This window comes from Alkalicella caledoniensis (genome assembly GCF_014467015.1).
Classification (GTDB): Bacteria; Bacillota; Proteinivoracia; order Proteinivoracales; family Proteinivoracaceae; genus Alkalicella; species Alkalicella caledoniensis.
Map to the genome: position 1 here is coordinate 2,494,276 of NZ_CP058559.1, position 17,435 is coordinate 2,511,710.

The window sequence follows — 17,435 nt, forward strand, 5'->3', positions numbered from 1 at the left end:
ATAGAAATAAGGTAATATACTTTCATGAGGAGTGATTAAAATAGCTACAAAAAAACTATACTTACAAGATAGTTACATAAGGGAATTTGGAGCTAAGATTATAGAACAAGGCATACGAAATAACCAGAATTATGTTGTGCTAGATCAAACAGCTTTTTATCCAGAAGGGGGTGGGCAGCCCTGGGATGAAGGGACAATTGACAATGTAAAAGTAGTAAAGGTATTAGAGGAAGAAGGCATTGTATACCACTATACAGAAGAGGAAGTGGAAGCAACCAACATAAAAGGCAGCATTGATTGGGTAAGGCGTTTCGATCATATGCAACAGCATTTAGGTCAGCATATTTTGTCTGGAGCTTTTGAGCAGGTGCTTGATGGTGAGACAGTAGGGTTTCATCTCGGTGATGAGTATGTGACTGTGGATATTGCCATAAGTTCCATTGGAAATGATCAGCTTAACAAAGTGGAAGATTTAGCAAATGAAATTATCCAAAGGAATGTAATGGTAAAAACCTATATAGTTAATAAAGATGAAGTGCAGAAAATCCCCATGAGAAAACCTCCAAAAGTAGATGAGGATATAAGAATAGTTGAAGTTGACTCCACTGATTATTCTGGATGTGGAGGTACACATCCAAATTTTACAGGAGAAGTTGGACTTGTTAAGATAACAAAGTTGGAGAAAAATAGAGGCAATGTAAGGGTAGAGTTTTTGTGTGGAAGTAGAGCTATTAGGGATTATAGATTGAAAAACAGTATTGTGTTGGATAGTTCATCTATTCTTTCGAGGTCTTACTTAGAGTTGAAAGAAGGGATTATGTCACTTCAACAGGAAACAAAAGAGCTTGCAAGGGATAATAAGCTATTAAAACAAGCCCTAAATGAACATAGAGCTAAAGAGTATTATTTGACAGCTAAGGAGTACAATGGCACAAAAATAGTTTCAGAAGTATTTTCCCATAATGATTTTTCAGACCTAACATCTCTAGCAGGTAGTATCGCTTCACAAAAAGGAGTTGCTGTACTTTTTGCAAACAAAGATGATAAAGCACAGATTATTTTTACGTGTTCTAAGGATGTGGATGCGGATATGAATGTACTACTTAAAAGCATCTTACCTGCAATTAATGGAACAGGGGGAGGAAATAAGTTCAGAGCCCAAGGAGGAGCAAAAAACACTGATGGACTTGAGGAAGCTATTCAGAAGGCTTTTGATATATTAGTTGGGAATAATTGATTAAGTTGAAGCAGCCTAAAGGGCTGCTTTTTATGTACTTAAGTAGCAAAAGAAAAAGGTATATTCAATAAAAATATAGAATATTAAGTTAAGTAAATCTTTAATGGGGTGAGAAAGTGGATGGAATTGTATCTAATATACAACGGTTTTCTATACATGACGGTCCTGGTATTAGAACAACTGTTTTTTTAAAGGGCTGTCCTTTGAGTTGTTGGTGGTGTCACAATCCTGAAAATATACAACCCTTTGTACAGGAGTTGTATTATCAAGAACGCTGTGTAAACTGTGGTAATTGTGATAGTTTGTGTAACTACAATGCTAGGGAGTCAGCGGGTAAAAGATTGACTACTGAAGATGTTCTAAAGGAAATAAAAAAGGATCAAATTTTTTTTGAGGAATCAGGAGGGGGCGTTACTTTTTCCGGTGGAGAGCCATTTATGCAGACAGAGTTTCTAAAGGAATTATTAGTAGAATGTAAAAGTGCAGATATTCATACAGTTGTTGATACCAGCGGGTTTACTCCTTGGAAAAACATTGAGTCAATTGTAGATTATGTGGATTTATTTTTATATGATATCAAGATTATGGATAACTTCCAGCATCTAAAATTTACTGGGGTATCCAACAATATAATATTAGATAACCTATACAGACTATCAAACTTAAATAAAAAAATCATTGTAAGGATCCCTTTAATAAAAGGTTTCAATGACAATGAAAGTAATATTAAAAAGACAATATCATTTTTAAAAGGCATTCAATTGGTAGGTATAGATATACTACCATATCATAAAATGGGGATGGAAAAATACAAAAGGTTGAACATGACCTATAAACTCACTGGAGATGAAAAACCTAGGGAGATAGTCATGGAGAGTATCCAAAATATGTTTAAATCAGCAGGATTTAAAGTGAAGATAGGAGGGTAATGAGTATGCTGTCAGAAAGAGTGAGAATCCTAAGGAATCAAAGTGTAGATGCTATACCACGTATCTCCATGGAAAGGGCTCAAATATTAGATGAAGTATACAAGAAATACGAAGGTAAAGTCTCTGTACCTGTACTAAGGGCTCTGTTTTTAAAAGAACTAATGAGCAACAAAGAGCTGTGTATAAACGAAGGTGAACTAATTGTTGGTGAAAGGGGGCAGGCACCAGCAGCTACACCAACATACCCTGAGCTTTGCTGCCACACTATGGAAGACCTGGATATAATGGATAAAAGAGAAAAAATATTCTTCAAGGTTTCGGAAGTGGATAAGCAGGTTCAGAAGGAACAAATAATCCCCTATTGGGAAAAAAGATCCATGAGACATTATATATTAACGAATATGGATGAACAGTGGAAAAAATGTTATAAGGCAGGTATATTCACAGAGTTCATGGAACAAAGGGGACCTGGCCATACGGTTGCCGATGGTAAAATTTATAAAAGGGGATTTAAGGACTTTAAAGAGGATATAAAGAGAGAAATATCAGCCTTGGACTTTTTAAATGACCCTGAGGCCCTTGATAAGCGTGAACAACTTAAAGCTATGGATATAGCCTGTGATGCAATTATAATCTTAGCTAATCGCTATGTAGAGTTAGCAGAGGAAATGGCAGTGGATGAAACAGATGAAACACGTAAATCAGAACTACTAATCATAGCAAAAACTTGTAGCAATGTGCCCCTAAATGCACCTGAAACTTTCCATGAAGCCCTTCAAATGTATTGGTTTGTTCACCTTTGTGTTGTATCTGAGCTAAATCCTTGGGATTCCTTTAGCCCGGGGAGGCTGGACCAACACCTTAACCCTTTTTACCAAAGAGAAATAATAGATGGTACATTGACCAGAGAAACGGCCAAGGAACTACTGCAGTGTTTTTGGATAAAATTTAACAATCAGCCAGCACCTCCAAAAGTGGGGGTAACACTGAAAGAAAGCGGAACTTATACAGATTTTGCAAACATAAACAGTGGTGGACTGAGAGCAGATGGCTCAGATGGAGTAAATGAAGTGAGCTACTTAATACTAGATGTTATTGATGAAATGAAACTCTTGCAACCAAGTTCTAATGTGCAAATAAGTAAAAAGACCCCAAAGAGATTTCTAAAAAGGGCATTGGAGATTTCCAGAAAAGGGTGGGGGCAGCCTTCTTTTTTTAACACTGATATTGTTATTCAAGAGATGCTAGTACAAGGGAAATCGTTAGTTGATGCACGGGAAGGCGGAAATAGTGGCTGTGTGGAAACAGGGGCATTTGGAAAAGAAGCATTTATTCTAACGGGATACTTTAACCTGCCAAAGGTTTTAGAGATTACACTAAACAACGGGAAAGATCCCATCACAGATGAGTTGTTGGGCATCCAAACAGGTGAGATAGACAAGTTTAATTCATACGAGGAATTATTTCAGGCATATGAGAAACAACTGAACCATTTCATTGATATCAAGGTCAAGGGTAATAATATAATAGAAAGATTATATGCTACAAAGATGCCTGTTCCTTTTTTATCGGTTATAATAGACGACTGCATTTCTAAGGGCAAGGATTACAATTCTGGTGGTGCGAGATATAATACATCCTATATACAAGGAGTAGGTATTGGTAATATTACAGACATGTTATCTTCTATCAAGTACAATGTATTTGATAACAGGAAATTTACCATGACAGAACTAGTGGAAGCGTTGAAAGATAACTTTGAAGGGGAACAATTTAGATACATTGAAAATATAGTCAAAAATCATACTCCTAAGTATGGAAATGATGATGATTATGCAGATGAGATTATGAAATCGGTTTTTGAAACCTACCATAAGGAAGTTACAGGGCGCCCCAATGTTAAAGGAGGGGTTCACAGAATAAACATGCTTCCCACCACATGCCATGTCTACTTTGGTTCCGTCCTTGGAGCTACCCCAGATGGCAGAAAAGCTTGCACACCTCTAGCAGATGGTATAAGTCCTTCAAAGGGTGCAGATAAAAATGGACCAACCGCTGTTATCAAATCAGCTTCAAAAATGGATCATGTTCTTACGGGAGGAACATTATTAAATCAAAAATTTATACCAGATGTTGTTTCGGGTGATGGAGGCTTAGAGAATTTAGTTCACTTGGTGCGAACTTACTTCACACTAGATGGGCATCATATTCAGTTTAACGTTATTGACAAAAATACACTAATACAGGCACAGCGAAAACCAGAAGACCACAGAAACCTAATAGTAAGGGTGGCAGGTTATAGTGACTTTTTTGCAAATCTAGATAAGACATTACAAGATGAGATAATAGAAAGAACTGAACAGGGATTTTAAAAAAAAATTAATACTACTATTGACTGAGTGAGTCAATAGTAGTATTATTAAATTGACTCAGCTAGTCAATCCAATGAAATGAGGTGGAAAAATGTACTCAAGATTCATGAACCTTGATGAAGAGAAGAGAATACGGATAATAAATGCAGCGATGAAAGAGTTCGCCACCCATGGATTTAAGGGTGCTAAAACAGATAATATAATAAAACAAGCTGGTATTTCTAAGGGACTACTTTTTCATTATTTTGGCACAAAGAAGGGTCTGTTTGATTTCATACTTGATTATTCAATGGAAATATGCGTTAATTTCCTAGATGAAATTAATATGGATGAAGATATTTTAACAAGGCTTAGGGAGAACACTCTGATAAAAATCAAACTTGCAAAACAAAGTCCTGACCTATTTAACTTTATAATTACAGCCAGTGAAAGGGATGAAGAGGATATTCAAAAGGAAACAAAGGAAAGGATAGAGAAATTTACTGAATTGGCTTACTCAAAAATGTTCAGTGGCATTGATTACTCCAAGTTTAAGGAAGGGATTGATATACAGCAAGCAATGGATGTGATTATGTGGACAATTGAAGGTTTTTCAAACAAATCCATGGTGATTTATAAGGAGAAAATGGTTGAGGATGTATTAAATGAAGAGTTATTTACAGAACTTGATAGTTATTTAAATATTTTAAGGGAAAGCTTATACAAATAAAAAGTGGGGGTGTTTTTATGTCAATCATCAAGGTAGAAAATTTAACTAAGACCTACAAGAATGGAAAAGGAATTTTTGACCTAAATTTTGAAGTTAAAGAAGGAGAAGTTTTTGGTTATTTAGGACCAAACGGAGCTGGGAAAACAACAACTATACGCCAGCTTATGGGTTTTACCAATGCTGACAAGGGCAGTACAACCATATTGGGCTTAGACTGTAGAACTCAGGCCGAAGAGATACAAAAATCAGTTGGTTACTTACCAGGGGAAATAGCATTTTTTGATAATATGACAGGAACAGATTTCTTACAGTTCATGAACCATATGCGACAAACCAAAGATAAAACAAGAATGAACCAATTGATGGAGAGATTTGAACTAGATGCCAGCCGTAAAATCCGAAGAATGTCCAAAGGTATGAAGCAAAAGGTTGGTATCATAGCTGCATTTATGCATGATCCCAAGGTTTATATTTTAGATGAGCCTACCAGTGGCCTTGACCCATTAATGCAGAAAAATTTCATAGACCTTATCAATGAGGAAAAAAGCCGTGGTAAAACTGTTATGATGTCATCGCATATTTTTGAGGAGATTGAGCGTACGTCAGATAGAGTAGGTGTAATTAGGGATGGGATACTAGTGGCTGTGGAGGATGTTCATTCCATCAAAGCAGACCTGAGGAAGGTTTTTGTGATTACAGTGGATAAGAACGAAGATATTGAACTATTAAAGTCAAGTGGTTTAGAAATTTCCAAAGTCTCCGGCAAACAAATTGAGATTGTAGTGAGTACTGACTATCAAAACTTTACTACTAACTTATCTAGGTGCAAGGTGTTGAGTATTGATATATTAAATCAAAGTCTTGAACAAGTATTTATGAAGTACTATGGAAAGGGGGAGTAATAACATGAATAATACTTTATTTAAAGCTACCTTTAAATCAAACTGGGGTGTAGGTTTAATCATTATAGCTGTTATGTTTATGTATTTTTCTATTATGGTTTCCATGTTTGACCCTGAAGGGATAGAAGGTTTAGTAGCTATGATGGAATCATTGCCTAAAGAAATGGTGGCTGCTTTGGGTTTTAATGATCTAGGAACTACACTAACTACTTACCTTGGGAGTGCATATTATAACTTTATCGCCATAATGTTTCCCTTGATTTTTATAATTATTGTTGGAAATAGACTTATAGCAAAACATGTAGACAGTGGCTCCATGGCATATCTACTATCAACACCAAACTCTAGACTTAAGATAGTCAGGACTCAAGCTCTATTTTTTATAGCCAGTATTACAACAATTTTTGTTTTTCTTATTGTGGCAGGAATAGGGATAAGTCAAGCAATGTTTCCCGGCCAACTAGAAATTGGTGGATTTATACTCTTGAATATTGTAACACTCTTTTTGTTCTATGCCATAAGTGGAATAAGCTTTTTCTTCTCTTGTATATTTGATGACACCAAGTATTCTTTAAGCTTTGGAGCTGGTGTCCCAGTGGCTTTTTTCGTAATCAACCTACTGGCAAATGCTGGTGAACAAATGTCATTTTTAAGATATTTTACAATTTTTACTTTGTTAAACCCAGGGCAAATACTTGAAGGAAGTTCGTTTACTGTAGTAGCCTTATTATCCTTGTTAGCCATTGCAGCAGCTACCTATCTAAGTGGGATAGTAATGTTCAATCGCAGGAATTTGCCATTATAAGAAGGAACCCACTATCAACTAAATAATCAAAATGAAATCAATATCGAACCCAGTGGTACGGTATTGATTTTTGAGTTGATTCTTCTTATGTTTTTGACACAAGGTGTTATATATTATAGGATTGATATATAGTTCCGGATATTAATTAAGATCTACATAATAAAAAAAGTTAAGTAGAGGGTGTTATAGATATGTATTACTTAACACTTTTGTAGGGGGTATGAATAATGAAAAATAGGGAGAAAAGACTCCTATTAGCAGCACTAACTTTTACTTTGCTAACAGTGGCCTTAATATATATTATTATAATAAAAGACTTAACCACCATAGATGACAAGGTACATAGCCTGATTGCTACTTGGTGGAAAGAGGAGTTAAGTCCAATAATTAGGGGATTTACTTTTCTCGCAGACACTAAAACTAGCTTTATTTTAACTGTGATAGCACTTGGCTATTTAGTATATAAAAAGCTATATAAGTATGGCTTTTTACTCATTACCAGCATGGGAGGGGGAGTTATTATCACATATATTATGAAAACAACAATTGCCCGCGACCGTCCGGGGGAAATAGCTCACATGAATATTTGGGGTCTGTTCACAGATAGAGTATCATATAGTTTTCCCAGTGGCCATGCTCTGAAAGCATTGTTGTTATTTGGAGTAGTAATTTATACAATTTACTGGGAAATGGAAAAAGGTAACTTAAGAAAATGGTTGATTTCAGGTTTAGTGTTTATTATCACTGTTGTAGGGATAGGACAAATTCTCCTCCATAGACATTTTGCCTCTGATATAGTAGGTGGTTATCTAGTTGCCTTAGCTTGGCTTTTCTTCTGTATAGCAATAAATGAGCCACTGATGAATTTTATTAGGAATATATTGCCTGAAGGTGCACGAAATAAGCTAGAGGGGAGCATAGGTTAAATTGAATGAACAATATTTTATATACAGTGATAAAGAGATAGAATACTTGAAGAAAAAAGATAAAAAACTAGGGCTAGCCATTGAACGCATAGGACTGATTAAAAGAAAGATAAACCCAGATGTATTTGCCTCCCTTATTGAAAGTATAGTGGGACAACAGATTTCAACAAAGGCAGCAGAAACTGTTAATTCAAGATTGTTAGCAATAGCTGGGAAATTGACACCTGAGGAGATATCAAAATTAGAACTTGACCAAATACAAAAATGTGGAATGTCATTGCGTAAAGCAGGATATATAAAAGGTATTGCGGACGCTGCAATTAATGGTGCAGTTGAATTCGACAAATTACATATGCTAGAAAATAATGAGATAATAAGAAAGTTATCTTCCCTAAATGGTGTGGGAGAATGGACAGCAGAAATGCTCCTTATTTTTTCACTGCAAAGACCCGATGTAGTAAGCTATAAGGACCTCGCCATTCGTAGGGGTATAATGAAACTATACGGTCTAAAAGAACTATCAAAGGATAAGTTTGTAAGATATAAAAAAAGATATTCTCCCTGGGGATCAGTGGCTTCACTTTATTTGTGGGCAATATCAGCCCAATAGTATGGCTTTTAGTAATGTCGCATATTAAAGCGTCGCTAAAGCTCCTCTATATGGAACCCGAGGTTCCCTTCGAATATCACCCTCCTTAAAACGGCAGGGGTGAACCCCTACAACCCCAAAAACCATAGAGAAAATCACTCTATGGTTTTTGGTACAAAATTCTGCGTCGAGACTTAAGGCTTCTATCTAAACTCCAGAAGGGAACCGCTCCAATTCACCGTCCATGGTTGTAGGGGGTGGTCTTGTACCACCCTGACTTTCAAAAAGGTCTAGATGGTTTTGATTGTCAGGGCCCCACAAGGGGACCCCCTACCAGTCGCCTCGAATTAATTGTACTGCTTTTTAATATGCACATCTAGGGTCATGACTTTGTCTGAGGTTTGTCTACAAGCTTAAAGCACCTGCTTGCTTAAGCAGGTGCTTTAATTATTATAAAGAACATTTTTTGACTTGGCACAATTTGCACCTATATTTGACCCAGAAGGGTTTGCACCAAAAACGACACTACAACCACCAGAGTAGAAATTATAAAACCGTGTAAAAGTGGTGCAAAACCTGATTTTTTAAGCTTACTAAAATCTGTTCTAAGACCTATGGCCCCTAATGACATAACCATTAGGAATCTGCTTATATCTGATACAGATGAACTAAGGGGATCTGGGATTAGCCCTGTGCTTTTTACTGCCACTAATCCTAAAAACATTAAAATAAACCAAGGAAAGATCTTTTGAATGTTTACTTTTGTTTTCTTTGAAAGGGACGCTTCATTTATTTTTTTGTCTTTGCTGTTTAAACGCTCATTAATAAATGAAAAAGCCAAAACTACTGGGACAATAGCCAAAGTCCTAGTAAGTTTAACTATCACAGCAAAGTTTCCTGCTGCATTAGAAAAAGCATAGCCTGCTGCAACCACCGATGAAGTATCATTCACAGCAGTCCCAGTCCAAAGCCCAAATCCTAAATCAGTCATGTTAAAATAAACTCCCATAAGTGGAAAAAGAACAACCATTAGTATATCAAATATAAAGGTTGCCGATATGGCATAGGCAATATCACTGTCTTTAGCATTTATAACTGGTGCAACTGCTGCAATGGCAGAACCCCCACATATACCAGTTCCAGTAGATATAAGACCAGATAGTTTCCAATCCATTTTTAATAGCTTTCCAAATAAGTAACCGCCACCGTATGCAGTAATCAGTGTAAAAACCATAACAATGAGAGAGAACTTACCTACCTCTAAAACCTGAGTGAAGCTCAGTGAAATCCCCATTAGTATTATAGCTAATCGTAATATTTTTTTTGATGTAAATCCAAAACCACTTTGTAAAAACTTGTACCTTTGGGTAATTGGACTTAAGAGCATACCTAAAAGCAGAGACAAAACTCCTGCTCCAATTATGTGCCAAGGCATAAGATTAGTTATGATAACGGAAAATGCAGCCAAAAATAAAGTGAAGGCTACTCCACCTATAATACCTCTAATATTAGACATTGAATCAACTCCCTAAGTTAGTCATCTTTGATTTTATCACTTGGGCAGAATAAAATCTAGACCACAAAAATATTCTTGCCCAGTAAAGGGATAAACTGTTGATGGTATATATTAACTATGTTAGAATTGAATTTGTGATCAACAATCTACTTGAACTATACAATGTTTTATTATAGGGCTAGAAGCCTGCTGACCTTCAGGATAATCACAGCATACTTCCTGAATTGTGATTGTTAGAAATAACTTGTTACTAAAATGGGGATAATGGAGGTGCCAAAATGAATGAAGCATTACTAATACTTTCTAAGGTATTCCCAATAGTATTACTTATCATCTTAGGAAATACCCTTCAGAGGTTTAGTTTTTTTAGGAATAATACTATTGACGAGTTAAAGAAATTTGTAATTAACATAGCCTTACCTGCACTACTTTTTTTAGCTTTTACGGAGACAAAATTTGAAGCAAAATATAGTCTAATTTTTATTGCTGTATTTGCTACAGTGTATGGGACAACGGAAATGTTCAAAATTGCCTTAGTTGACATAGGAAACGGTTTCTTCTTCTTTTTAATACTTTTGAGTTATCTTGAAAAACTAAATGGAAAGCCTATGAACTTAAAGACTGTTGTATTATCCTTTATCAAGTCACCAATAATTCTCGCTCTATTAGCTGGCCTAAGTGTGGGTAGCATAGGCGCAATTGGTGTTTTAGAAGCAAATCCTTTGACAAGCTCCTTACTTGAAATGCTGAGGCTTATTTCAGCCTTGGTGGTACCAGTTATCTGTATAGTTATTGGTTATGAGTTAAAAATAGATCTAAAAAACATCACTGAACCCATAAAAATAGTATTACTACGGATGTCCATATCATTATCTTTAGCGTTTTTAATAAACACTTTTGTATTGGGAATGTTCCTTCAATTGGATAATATATTTAAAATAGCCTTATACACAATGTTTTTACTACCACCATCCTTTATACTTCCAATTTTCATAGAAAGTGAAAGTGGTAAGGAAAAACAGCTAGTATTAAATGTTCTATCTATCCACATAATTTTGTCTATAATAGTGTTCATAGCAATGATACTATTTGTTTAGAATAAAATTTATATGGGCATTAAACCCACTATAAAATATAGTAGTGATATAGTTGTCTTATTTTAAGTAGAGCAAATCTTATTGAACAATATAACCCCTTGTGATAAAATAACCTTATAATTTTCCAAACGGAAAAAGGGAGTAGCTGTAGCCTTTATGGTTGCGGGTAGAGTCAACATACTGGTCCTAGGGGATCTGGTTTTACCCACTTTATTGTGCTAAAGGAGCGAGACTTTTACGTTTATTAAGCTGGTGTTTACACCGGTTTATTAAACATAAAGGCCTCGCCCTTTTTGTTGTCAGCTTGAAAATATATTTGTTACAAGAATTTTGAATTTATAACCTCTGTAAGGAAAACATAAATTTGTGAGCTATCATTACATCACTATCTACATATTTCAAATTAACTCAGTGAAAGGAGAATTAAAAAAATGTACGAAATTATCCAAGCTTTTCTACTTATCTTAATAGCTGAAATGGGTGACAAAACCCAAATTCTCGCTATGGCTTTTGCTACTAAATTTTCACTAGGCAAAGTACTTTTGGGTGTACTCATTGGCTCTGGATTAAATCATGGACTAGCTGCTATTTTAGGTACATATCTTACTAACATAGTCCCTATAGAGACCATAAGGATTATAGCTGCATTTGCATTTATTGGCTTTGGATTATGGTCATTAAAGATAGATGAGGATGATGAGGAAGGTGAAGAAGCAAGTTCAGCAAAATATGGTCCTGTTGCTACGGTTGCTCTTGCCTTTTTCATGGGAGAAATGGGTGATAAAACTCAACTAACAGTAATCACATTGGCATCCCAGGCCAATTTGCCACTCTTTACTGTATTTGGTTCCGTGGCAGGGATGGTTGTAGTAAGTAGTATCGGCGTGTTCGTGGGAAGCAGGTTAGGTAGAAAGATACCTGAGATTCCATTGAAGATCGCTGCTGCGGCTATTTTTATATTGTTTGGCTTAATGGGTTTAAACGAGTCTGTTCCAACACAATACAAAACTATTCCTCTAACAATAGTATTCCTTTCAGCCTTAGGGTTAGTTGTCACATGGATGTTAAATAACATTAGAAAAATAACTTCACCTCAAAATACACCTTACAAAAGGGCTGCCCATGATTTATACTTAAACACCCAAAGAGTACAATTAGCTCTAAAGAAAGTGACCGATACCAATAACCATAGCTTAAAGAATAAAGAGTTGGACTACACCATACAAACAATTATCAATAATCTAGAAAAAGCTCAAGAAAAAGAGGAATTTATCCCTAAGAATAGGTGGGATATACCACAATACAATGGTTTAAGGGTTAGTACAAAAGAACTAAAAGAAAGCCTGAAAGAAACAATGGAAACCTGCAGGGAGTGTCCAGCCCACAACGAAAACTGTGTATGTAATCAAACTAGAAGAGAGCTAGAAAAGATTTACTTAGGAAAAGAGGTTGAATATAAAGGCGATGTTCAAGAGTATTACAAGAAACTAAAAAAACAAGACCCTAATTTTGAGGATAAATAATATTCGTAATAATTTGCGGTCTAGTCCCTTACCCAAACTCAACTATAAAGGAAAGAAAGTAACCAGTATAGATGATACTGAAAATTTACAATAACATCAAATAAATAACTATGCTATAATATCTATAAAATACCAGTGGGTGGAGGCATGTGTATGGAAAGTAAACGCATTTGGGAGATAGACCTTCTACGGGCAATTGCTATCATTCTTATGATTATATTTCACTTTGTTTATGACCTAAACGAATTTTTAGGCATAGACATTAACTACAGAAGTGGATTTTGGTACTGGGAAGGTAAGATATCTGCTTTGATATTTATCTTCGTTTCTGGTATAAGTAGTGGTTTTAGTAAACATAGCTTCAAAAGGGGACTTAAGGTTTTAGGTTATGGAATGATAGTTACTGCAGTTACATACGTTGCTTTAGGTGATATGTACATAAGGTTTGGCATTTTACATCTTTTAGGCACCTGTATGATAATTTTTCCAGTACTAAAGGCAATGAACAACTGGTTACTCCTAGGCATTTCAGCAGTAATATTCTATATTTCTCCTGTTGTGAGCAGCGCGAAAGCTAGTAATGCTTTACTTCTACCACTAGGCTTAAAATATCCCGGTCTAAGGGCAGCTGACTATTATCCGTTGATACCATATCTAGCTGTATTCATTTTGGGTGTCATATCATATAAGTTATACTACCATAAGAAAAAGAGTTTATTTAATTTTACTTTGTATAACGAAACAATTAGCGTAATAAGTCAAAAATCCCTACTCATCTATTTGATTCACCAACCCTTATTGTTAGCAGGGATTTATCTATATAGTCTTACCTAGACAAAAAAACAAATGGTTTTTGATTAGCCATTTGTTTTCCTTTAGTATGAATTGTTGTGCTAAACCCAAAAACAATATAGAAGTTTTACCCAAAATGAAATATAATAAATTACTAAGTGATACTGCTGAGAAAGTTGGGGAAACCATGGAAAAACTATATAAGATACTGCTTTTTTTAGTACCAATATATCTAGTAATTTACCTTTTATGGATGATAACGTTGGGTATTAGTAATGATACAGTAACATTTATAGGGAATAATTTGTCTATACTTGGGGTACTAGTAGCTGCTGTTTGTACATTTTTAACATATAAAAAGAGTGCAAAAATAGAAAGGAAGTTCTGGTTATTGATTTTTATAGGGACATCAGCATATGTTTTAGCTGATGTCGCCTGGATATACTATGAATCTATAATAGGGGTAGGAGTACCTTCACCTGGACTTCCAGACTACTTATATCTGACCCATGGAATAATGTATATAGTAGCTATGTTGGCGCTTACATATAAGCAAACAGGTTTATACTATGGTTTTCAAATGATACTGGACATGCTTATAACAGGAACAGTTGTACTTACGTTGGGATGGCATTTTTTAATCTATCCCGCTTTTGTGGTGAAATCTGATATTTTAAGTGAAATAATAGTCTCACTATCTTACATAGTTATAGACCTAGTTCTACTATGTGGATATTTATATATTTACTTAGGAAGAAAGATTAGGTTAAACAAAAAAGCAACAGCAATGTTTATGTTAGGTCTTGGAATATACATAAGTGCAGACTTTTACTACCTATTCTTAACATATAACGGAACATATCACTTATCTAGATGGATTGACCCTTTTTGGGTTTTGGGGCTTATGATAATTGGTCTTGCAGGAATAAAACATATTATTGAAACTAGAAAGAACATTGTTTCTACAGAAGAAAGAAGCAGTTTGATATATGATAAAATCAGAATGATTGTTCCTTATCTTGGTATAACTGTGTTATTTGTAGTCCAATTAGTACACATGGATTCTATTAACAGTCTTTTTATTGGAATAGCCCTGATTATGGTCTTAGGTATTGTTAGACAGATAATGGTTTTAATTCAAAATAAAGAGCTTATTAAATCACTACAAATCGCTAATAGAGAGCTGAACTATTTAAGTAGGTACAACAAACTTACAGGACTCTACAATAGGATGTACTTTGACGAAGAATTAAGGAGATTGCAGCACAGTACTGATTTTCCAATAACTATTATGGTTTGTGATCTAGATGGACTGAAAATAATAAACGATACCATGGGCCATGAAAAGGGAGATTTATTGTTAATTGCGTGTTCAAATTTGCTCAAAACCTCTTTAAGAAGTTCAGATATTGTTGCTAGGATAGGTGGAGATGAGTTTGCTGCTATTCTCACTAAAACGGAGCAGTCTTCTGCAGAAGAGCTTGTTAAGAAGATCAAGAAAAATGTTCTTATATACAACCAAAACAACAAGGAACTGCCCATGAGTCTTTCCATTGGTATATCAACAACAGAGAGTAAAGATTATTCCCTTGAACAACTGTTAAAAGAAGCTGACGACAAAATGTATAATGAAAAGCTCATTCAGAAAAAGAGTAGTAAAAGTCAAATAATTGACTCATTAATGGCTGCATTAGAAGAAAGGGATCATATAACTGAAGGACATGCCCATAGGGTTGCAGAGCACTGTGTGAAAATGGGTGAACAACTAAATCTATCGTCTAATGTTATAACCAACTTAGCTTTGCTAGCACAAGTTCATGATTTAGGTAAGGTTGGTATCCCTGACTCTATTTTATTTAAAAAGGGTCCACTGTCAGACGAAGAGTGGAAGATTATGCGCCAACACCCAGAAAAAGGTTACCGTATAGCCATTGCATCTAACAATCTTGTTAACGTTGCTGACTTGATACTTAAACATCATGAAAGGTGGGATGGAAAAGGTTACCCCTTAGGCCTTAAAGAAAAGGAGATACCAATAGAATGTCGCATACTTGCTATTGTGGACTCATTTGATGCCATAACAAGTAAAAGACCATATAAAGAAGCTAGAAGTACAGAAGAAGCTTTAAAAGAACTACAACGCTGTTCCGGAACGCAGTTTGATCCTGAACTTGTACAATTGTTTTTAGAACTAATAAATACAGATATGAAAGGTGTAGTATGAAAATCTATAAGTTAACGTCTTTTACTGATAATGTATGTGGTGGGAACCTTGCAGGAGTTGTCCTAGGGGCTGATGATTTAGAGATAAGGGATATGTTAAGAATAGCTGGTGAAGTAGGGTATTCTGAAACCGCCTTTGTTATGGAATCTACACAAGCTGATTTTAAGGTTAGGTTTTTTACACCCACGGAAGAAGTAGACTTATGTGGCCATGCTACCATTGCTGTATTCAATTTGTTAAGAGAACTTGAAATAGTAAGTGTTGGCAATGTATATACCCAAGAGACCAAGGCTGGTATCTTGAATGTATTTGTTACGGATTGTGAGGTACTAATGGAACAAAATTTGCCTATATTTGGGGAAATTATTCCTATAAGTGAATTACTAGATTGTTTCAACAACATTAGTGGACATATTGATAAAATGCCCATACAAATAGTATCAACAGGACTGAGGGATATTTTACTACCCATTAAAAGTCTGGAGAAATTATTGAATCTAGAACCTAACGTAAGTAAAATCAAGGATATTAGCCAAAGATATAATGTTATTGGTATTCACGCATTTACATTGGAGACTTTGAATAGAACTAGTGCCCATACTAGAAACTTTGCTCCACTTTATGGAATAGATGAAGAATCAGCCACCGGAACATCCAATGGTGCACTTGCCTGCTACTTGCATGAATATTTAAACACGAAGTCTAAACATTATGTAATGGAGCAAGGTTATTGTTTAAATAGACCTTCCATTATAAAAGTAGAGCTTAGTACAACAAATGGAATAATAAATACTGTCAAGGTTGGTGGAAGTGCAGTTATTATTTGATAAGGAGTGATTGTTATGGACTTTTCACAATTAAAAGCCCTTGCTCTATCGAAGGTTAACCCTAGAAGACTATCTAATCACTGTCATGTTGCTTCTGTGGCCTGTGCCTTAGAAACAGACACCGGAAACATATATACAGGTGTTTGCATTGATACCGCCTGTGGTATGGGTTTTTGTGCAGAACATGCTGCTATAGCTCAAATGATTACAAAGGAAGAATCTCATATAGTGAGAATTGTTGCTGTATCAACTAGCGGTCAAATTTACCCGCCATGCGGGAGATGTAGGGAGTTTATGTTCCAGGTGGATCCTAAGAATTTAGCTGCAGAAATAATGATTTCAGAAGAGAAAATAGTTGAGCTAGAAGAATTACTTCCATATAGATGGGAAGAAAAGAGTTCCCCCTAGGTTCTTATTGCTTGTGGCGCCGAGAGGCGCTTTTTTTATTGACTTATTCCACAATAAATGGTAAATTGAAAATTGAACGGTGTTTAACAGGAGGGAATTATGATTATAAAAATTATTAAAGCCAGTGAGAATTGTTTGCACAGTGTAGTGGATATAATAAACGATGCTACTTTAAACTTAAACAAAAAAGGTATTAATCAGTGGAGTTACCCCTGCGATGCAAAAGAAGTTGAACAAGATATTATGATGAACCATGTTTATATTCTGGTTCTAAATGATAATGTTGTTGGGACATTTTCCCTAAAACCCATTGAACATTATGCTCCAGTGGATGTTGAACCAAATAGTAAATATCTATATAGGTTAGCTATTTTATCTGCATACAAGGGTAACAATTTGGGTAAAGAAATGATGGAATATGTCTGTAGAACTGCTAGGTGTCTAGGTAGTACAATTTATCTAGACTGCTGGGCGGGGAATAAGAAACTACGTAATTTCTATACAGAAGCTGGGTTTGAATTCCTTGGTGATTTTCCAGAAGAGGACTATTTTATAAGTGTATTCAAATATAAGTAGTGT

The 17,435-nt window shown here is 35.3% G+C and carries 16 protein-coding genes; 15 read left to right on the top strand and 1 reads right to left on the bottom strand.

Going from position 1 to position 17,435, the window contains the following annotated elements:
• The first annotated feature begins 31 nt into the window (after positions 1-31).
• From HYG86_RS12285 to HYG86_RS12320, 8 genes are all read left to right on the top strand, one after another.
• Positions 32-1,237 carry an alanyl-tRNA editing protein gene (locus HYG86_RS12285; protein WP_213165853.1) on the top strand — a complete coding sequence of 402 codons (1,206 nt, stop codon included), beginning with the start codon at positions 32-34 and terminating at the stop codon, positions 1,235-1,237.
• 116 nt (positions 1,238-1,353) lie between these two features.
• Positions 1,354-2,166, top strand: a complete 813-nt coding sequence (locus HYG86_RS12290; RefSeq protein WP_213165854.1) for a glycyl-radical enzyme activating protein — start codon at positions 1,354-1,356, stop codon at positions 2,164-2,166.
• A 5-nt stretch (positions 2,167-2,171) separates the two neighbouring features.
• Positions 2,172-4,538: a trans-4-hydroxy-L-proline dehydratase gene (hypD, locus tag HYG86_RS12295; RefSeq protein WP_213165855.1), complete on the top strand. Its 2,367-nt coding sequence runs from the start codon at positions 2,172-2,174 to the stop codon at positions 4,536-4,538.
• A 91-nt stretch (positions 4,539-4,629) separates the two neighbouring features.
• On the top strand, positions 4,630-5,247 hold the full coding sequence (locus HYG86_RS12300; protein WP_213165856.1) for a TetR/AcrR family transcriptional regulator: 618 nt from the start codon (positions 4,630-4,632) through the stop codon (positions 5,245-5,247).
• Positions 5,248-5,264: 17 nt separating this feature from the next.
• Positions 5,265-6,149 (top strand): ABC transporter ATP-binding protein, encoded by an 885-nt coding sequence (locus HYG86_RS12305; RefSeq protein WP_213165857.1) that lies wholly within the window; start codon positions 5,265-5,267, stop codon positions 6,147-6,149.
• 4 nt (positions 6,150-6,153) lie between these two features.
• Positions 6,154-6,954 (top strand): ABC transporter permease subunit, encoded by an 801-nt coding sequence (locus tag HYG86_RS12310; RefSeq protein WP_213165858.1) that lies wholly within the window; start codon positions 6,154-6,156, stop codon positions 6,952-6,954.
• Between the two features lie 227 nt (positions 6,955-7,181).
• Positions 7,182-7,880, top strand: a complete 699-nt coding sequence (locus HYG86_RS12315; protein WP_213165859.1) for a phosphatase PAP2 family protein — start codon at positions 7,182-7,184, stop codon at positions 7,878-7,880.
• Between the two features lies 1 nt (position 7,881).
• Positions 7,882-8,490 carry a DNA-3-methyladenine glycosylase family protein gene (locus HYG86_RS12320; protein WP_213165860.1) on the top strand — a complete coding sequence of 203 codons (609 nt, stop codon included), beginning with the start codon at positions 7,882-7,884 and terminating at the stop codon, positions 8,488-8,490.
• A gap of 466 nt (positions 8,491-8,956) precedes the next feature.
• Here HYG86_RS12320 and HYG86_RS12325 read toward each other — a convergent pair whose 3' ends face one another.
• Positions 8,957-9,985: a YeiH family protein gene (locus HYG86_RS12325; RefSeq protein WP_213165861.1), complete on the bottom strand. Its 1,029-nt coding sequence runs from the start codon at positions 9,983-9,985 to the stop codon at positions 8,957-8,959.
• A gap of 278 nt (positions 9,986-10,263) precedes the next feature.
• Between HYG86_RS12325 and HYG86_RS12330 the strand changes: the two genes are divergently transcribed.
• The 7 genes from HYG86_RS12330 (at position 10,264) to HYG86_RS12360 (ending at position 17,432) form a co-directional block, all read left to right on the top strand.
• Positions 10,264-11,082, top strand: a complete 819-nt coding sequence (locus tag HYG86_RS12330; RefSeq protein WP_213165862.1) for an AEC family transporter — start codon at positions 10,264-10,266, stop codon at positions 11,080-11,082.
• Between the two features lie 431 nt (positions 11,083-11,513).
• A complete protein-coding gene (locus HYG86_RS12335) occupies positions 11,514-12,605 on the top strand; it encodes a TMEM165/GDT1 family protein (protein ID WP_213165863.1) in 1,092 nt (363 codons plus the stop codon).
• A gap of 153 nt (positions 12,606-12,758) precedes the next feature.
• Positions 12,759-13,439 (top strand): heparan-alpha-glucosaminide N-acetyltransferase, encoded by a 681-nt coding sequence (locus tag HYG86_RS12340; RefSeq protein ID WP_213165864.1) that lies wholly within the window; start codon positions 12,759-12,761, stop codon positions 13,437-13,439.
• A gap of 94 nt (positions 13,440-13,533) precedes the next feature.
• The gene (locus HYG86_RS12345; RefSeq protein WP_213165865.1) at positions 13,534-15,621 is read left to right on the top strand and encodes a bifunctional diguanylate cyclase/phosphohydrolase; all 2,088 of its coding nucleotides are present in this window, start codon (positions 13,534-13,536) and stop codon (positions 15,619-15,621) included.
• A complete protein-coding gene (locus HYG86_RS12350) occupies positions 15,618-16,448 on the top strand; it encodes a PhzF family phenazine biosynthesis protein (RefSeq protein WP_213165866.1) in 831 nt (276 codons plus the stop codon). Before HYG86_RS12345 ends, HYG86_RS12350 begins: the two co-directional genes overlap by 4 nt.
• 15 nt (positions 16,449-16,463) lie before the next feature.
• A complete protein-coding gene (locus HYG86_RS12355; protein WP_213165867.1) occupies positions 16,464-16,856 on the top strand; it encodes a cytidine deaminase family protein in 393 nt (130 codons plus the stop codon).
• A 99-nt stretch (positions 16,857-16,955) separates the two neighbouring features.
• The gene (locus tag HYG86_RS12360; protein WP_213165868.1) at positions 16,956-17,432 is read left to right on the top strand and encodes a GNAT family N-acetyltransferase; all 477 of its coding nucleotides are present in this window, start codon (positions 16,956-16,958) and stop codon (positions 17,430-17,432) included.
• The last annotated feature ends 3 nt before the right edge of the window (positions 17,433-17,435 follow it).

Coding starts and splice junctions, on each gene's coding strand:
- hypD (WP_213165855.1), top strand. CDS start 2,172: ATGCTGTCAGAAAGAGTGAGAATCCTAAGGAATCAAAGTGTAGATGCT.
- HYG86_RS12300 (WP_213165856.1), top strand. CDS start 4,630: ATGTACTCAAGATTCATGAACCTTGATGAAGAGAAGAGAATACGGATA.
- HYG86_RS12305 (WP_213165857.1), top strand. CDS start 5,265: ATGTCAATCATCAAGGTAGAAAATTTAACTAAGACCTACAAGAATGGA.
- HYG86_RS12310 (WP_213165858.1), top strand. CDS start 6,154: ATGAATAATACTTTATTTAAAGCTACCTTTAAATCAAACTGGGGTGTA.
- HYG86_RS12315 (WP_213165859.1), top strand. CDS start 7,182: ATGAAAAATAGGGAGAAAAGACTCCTATTAGCAGCACTAACTTTTACT.
- HYG86_RS12325 (WP_213165861.1), bottom strand. CDS start 9,985: ATGTCTAATATTAGAGGTATTATAGGTGGAGTAGCCTTCACTTTATTT.
- HYG86_RS12330 (WP_213165862.1), top strand. CDS start 10,264: ATGAATGAAGCATTACTAATACTTTCTAAGGTATTCCCAATAGTATTA.
- HYG86_RS12335 (WP_213165863.1), top strand. CDS start 11,514: ATGTACGAAATTATCCAAGCTTTTCTACTTATCTTAATAGCTGAAATG.
- HYG86_RS12340 (WP_213165864.1), top strand. CDS start 12,759: ATGGAAAGTAAACGCATTTGGGAGATAGACCTTCTACGGGCAATTGCT.
- HYG86_RS12345 (WP_213165865.1), top strand. CDS start 13,534: ATGAAATATAATAAATTACTAAGTGATACTGCTGAGAAAGTTGGGGAA.
- HYG86_RS12350 (WP_213165866.1), top strand. CDS start 15,618: ATGAAAATCTATAAGTTAACGTCTTTTACTGATAATGTATGTGGTGGG.
- HYG86_RS12355 (WP_213165867.1), top strand. CDS start 16,464: ATGGACTTTTCACAATTAAAAGCCCTTGCTCTATCGAAGGTTAACCCT.
- HYG86_RS12360 (WP_213165868.1), top strand. CDS start 16,956: ATGATTATAAAAATTATTAAAGCCAGTGAGAATTGTTTGCACAGTGTA.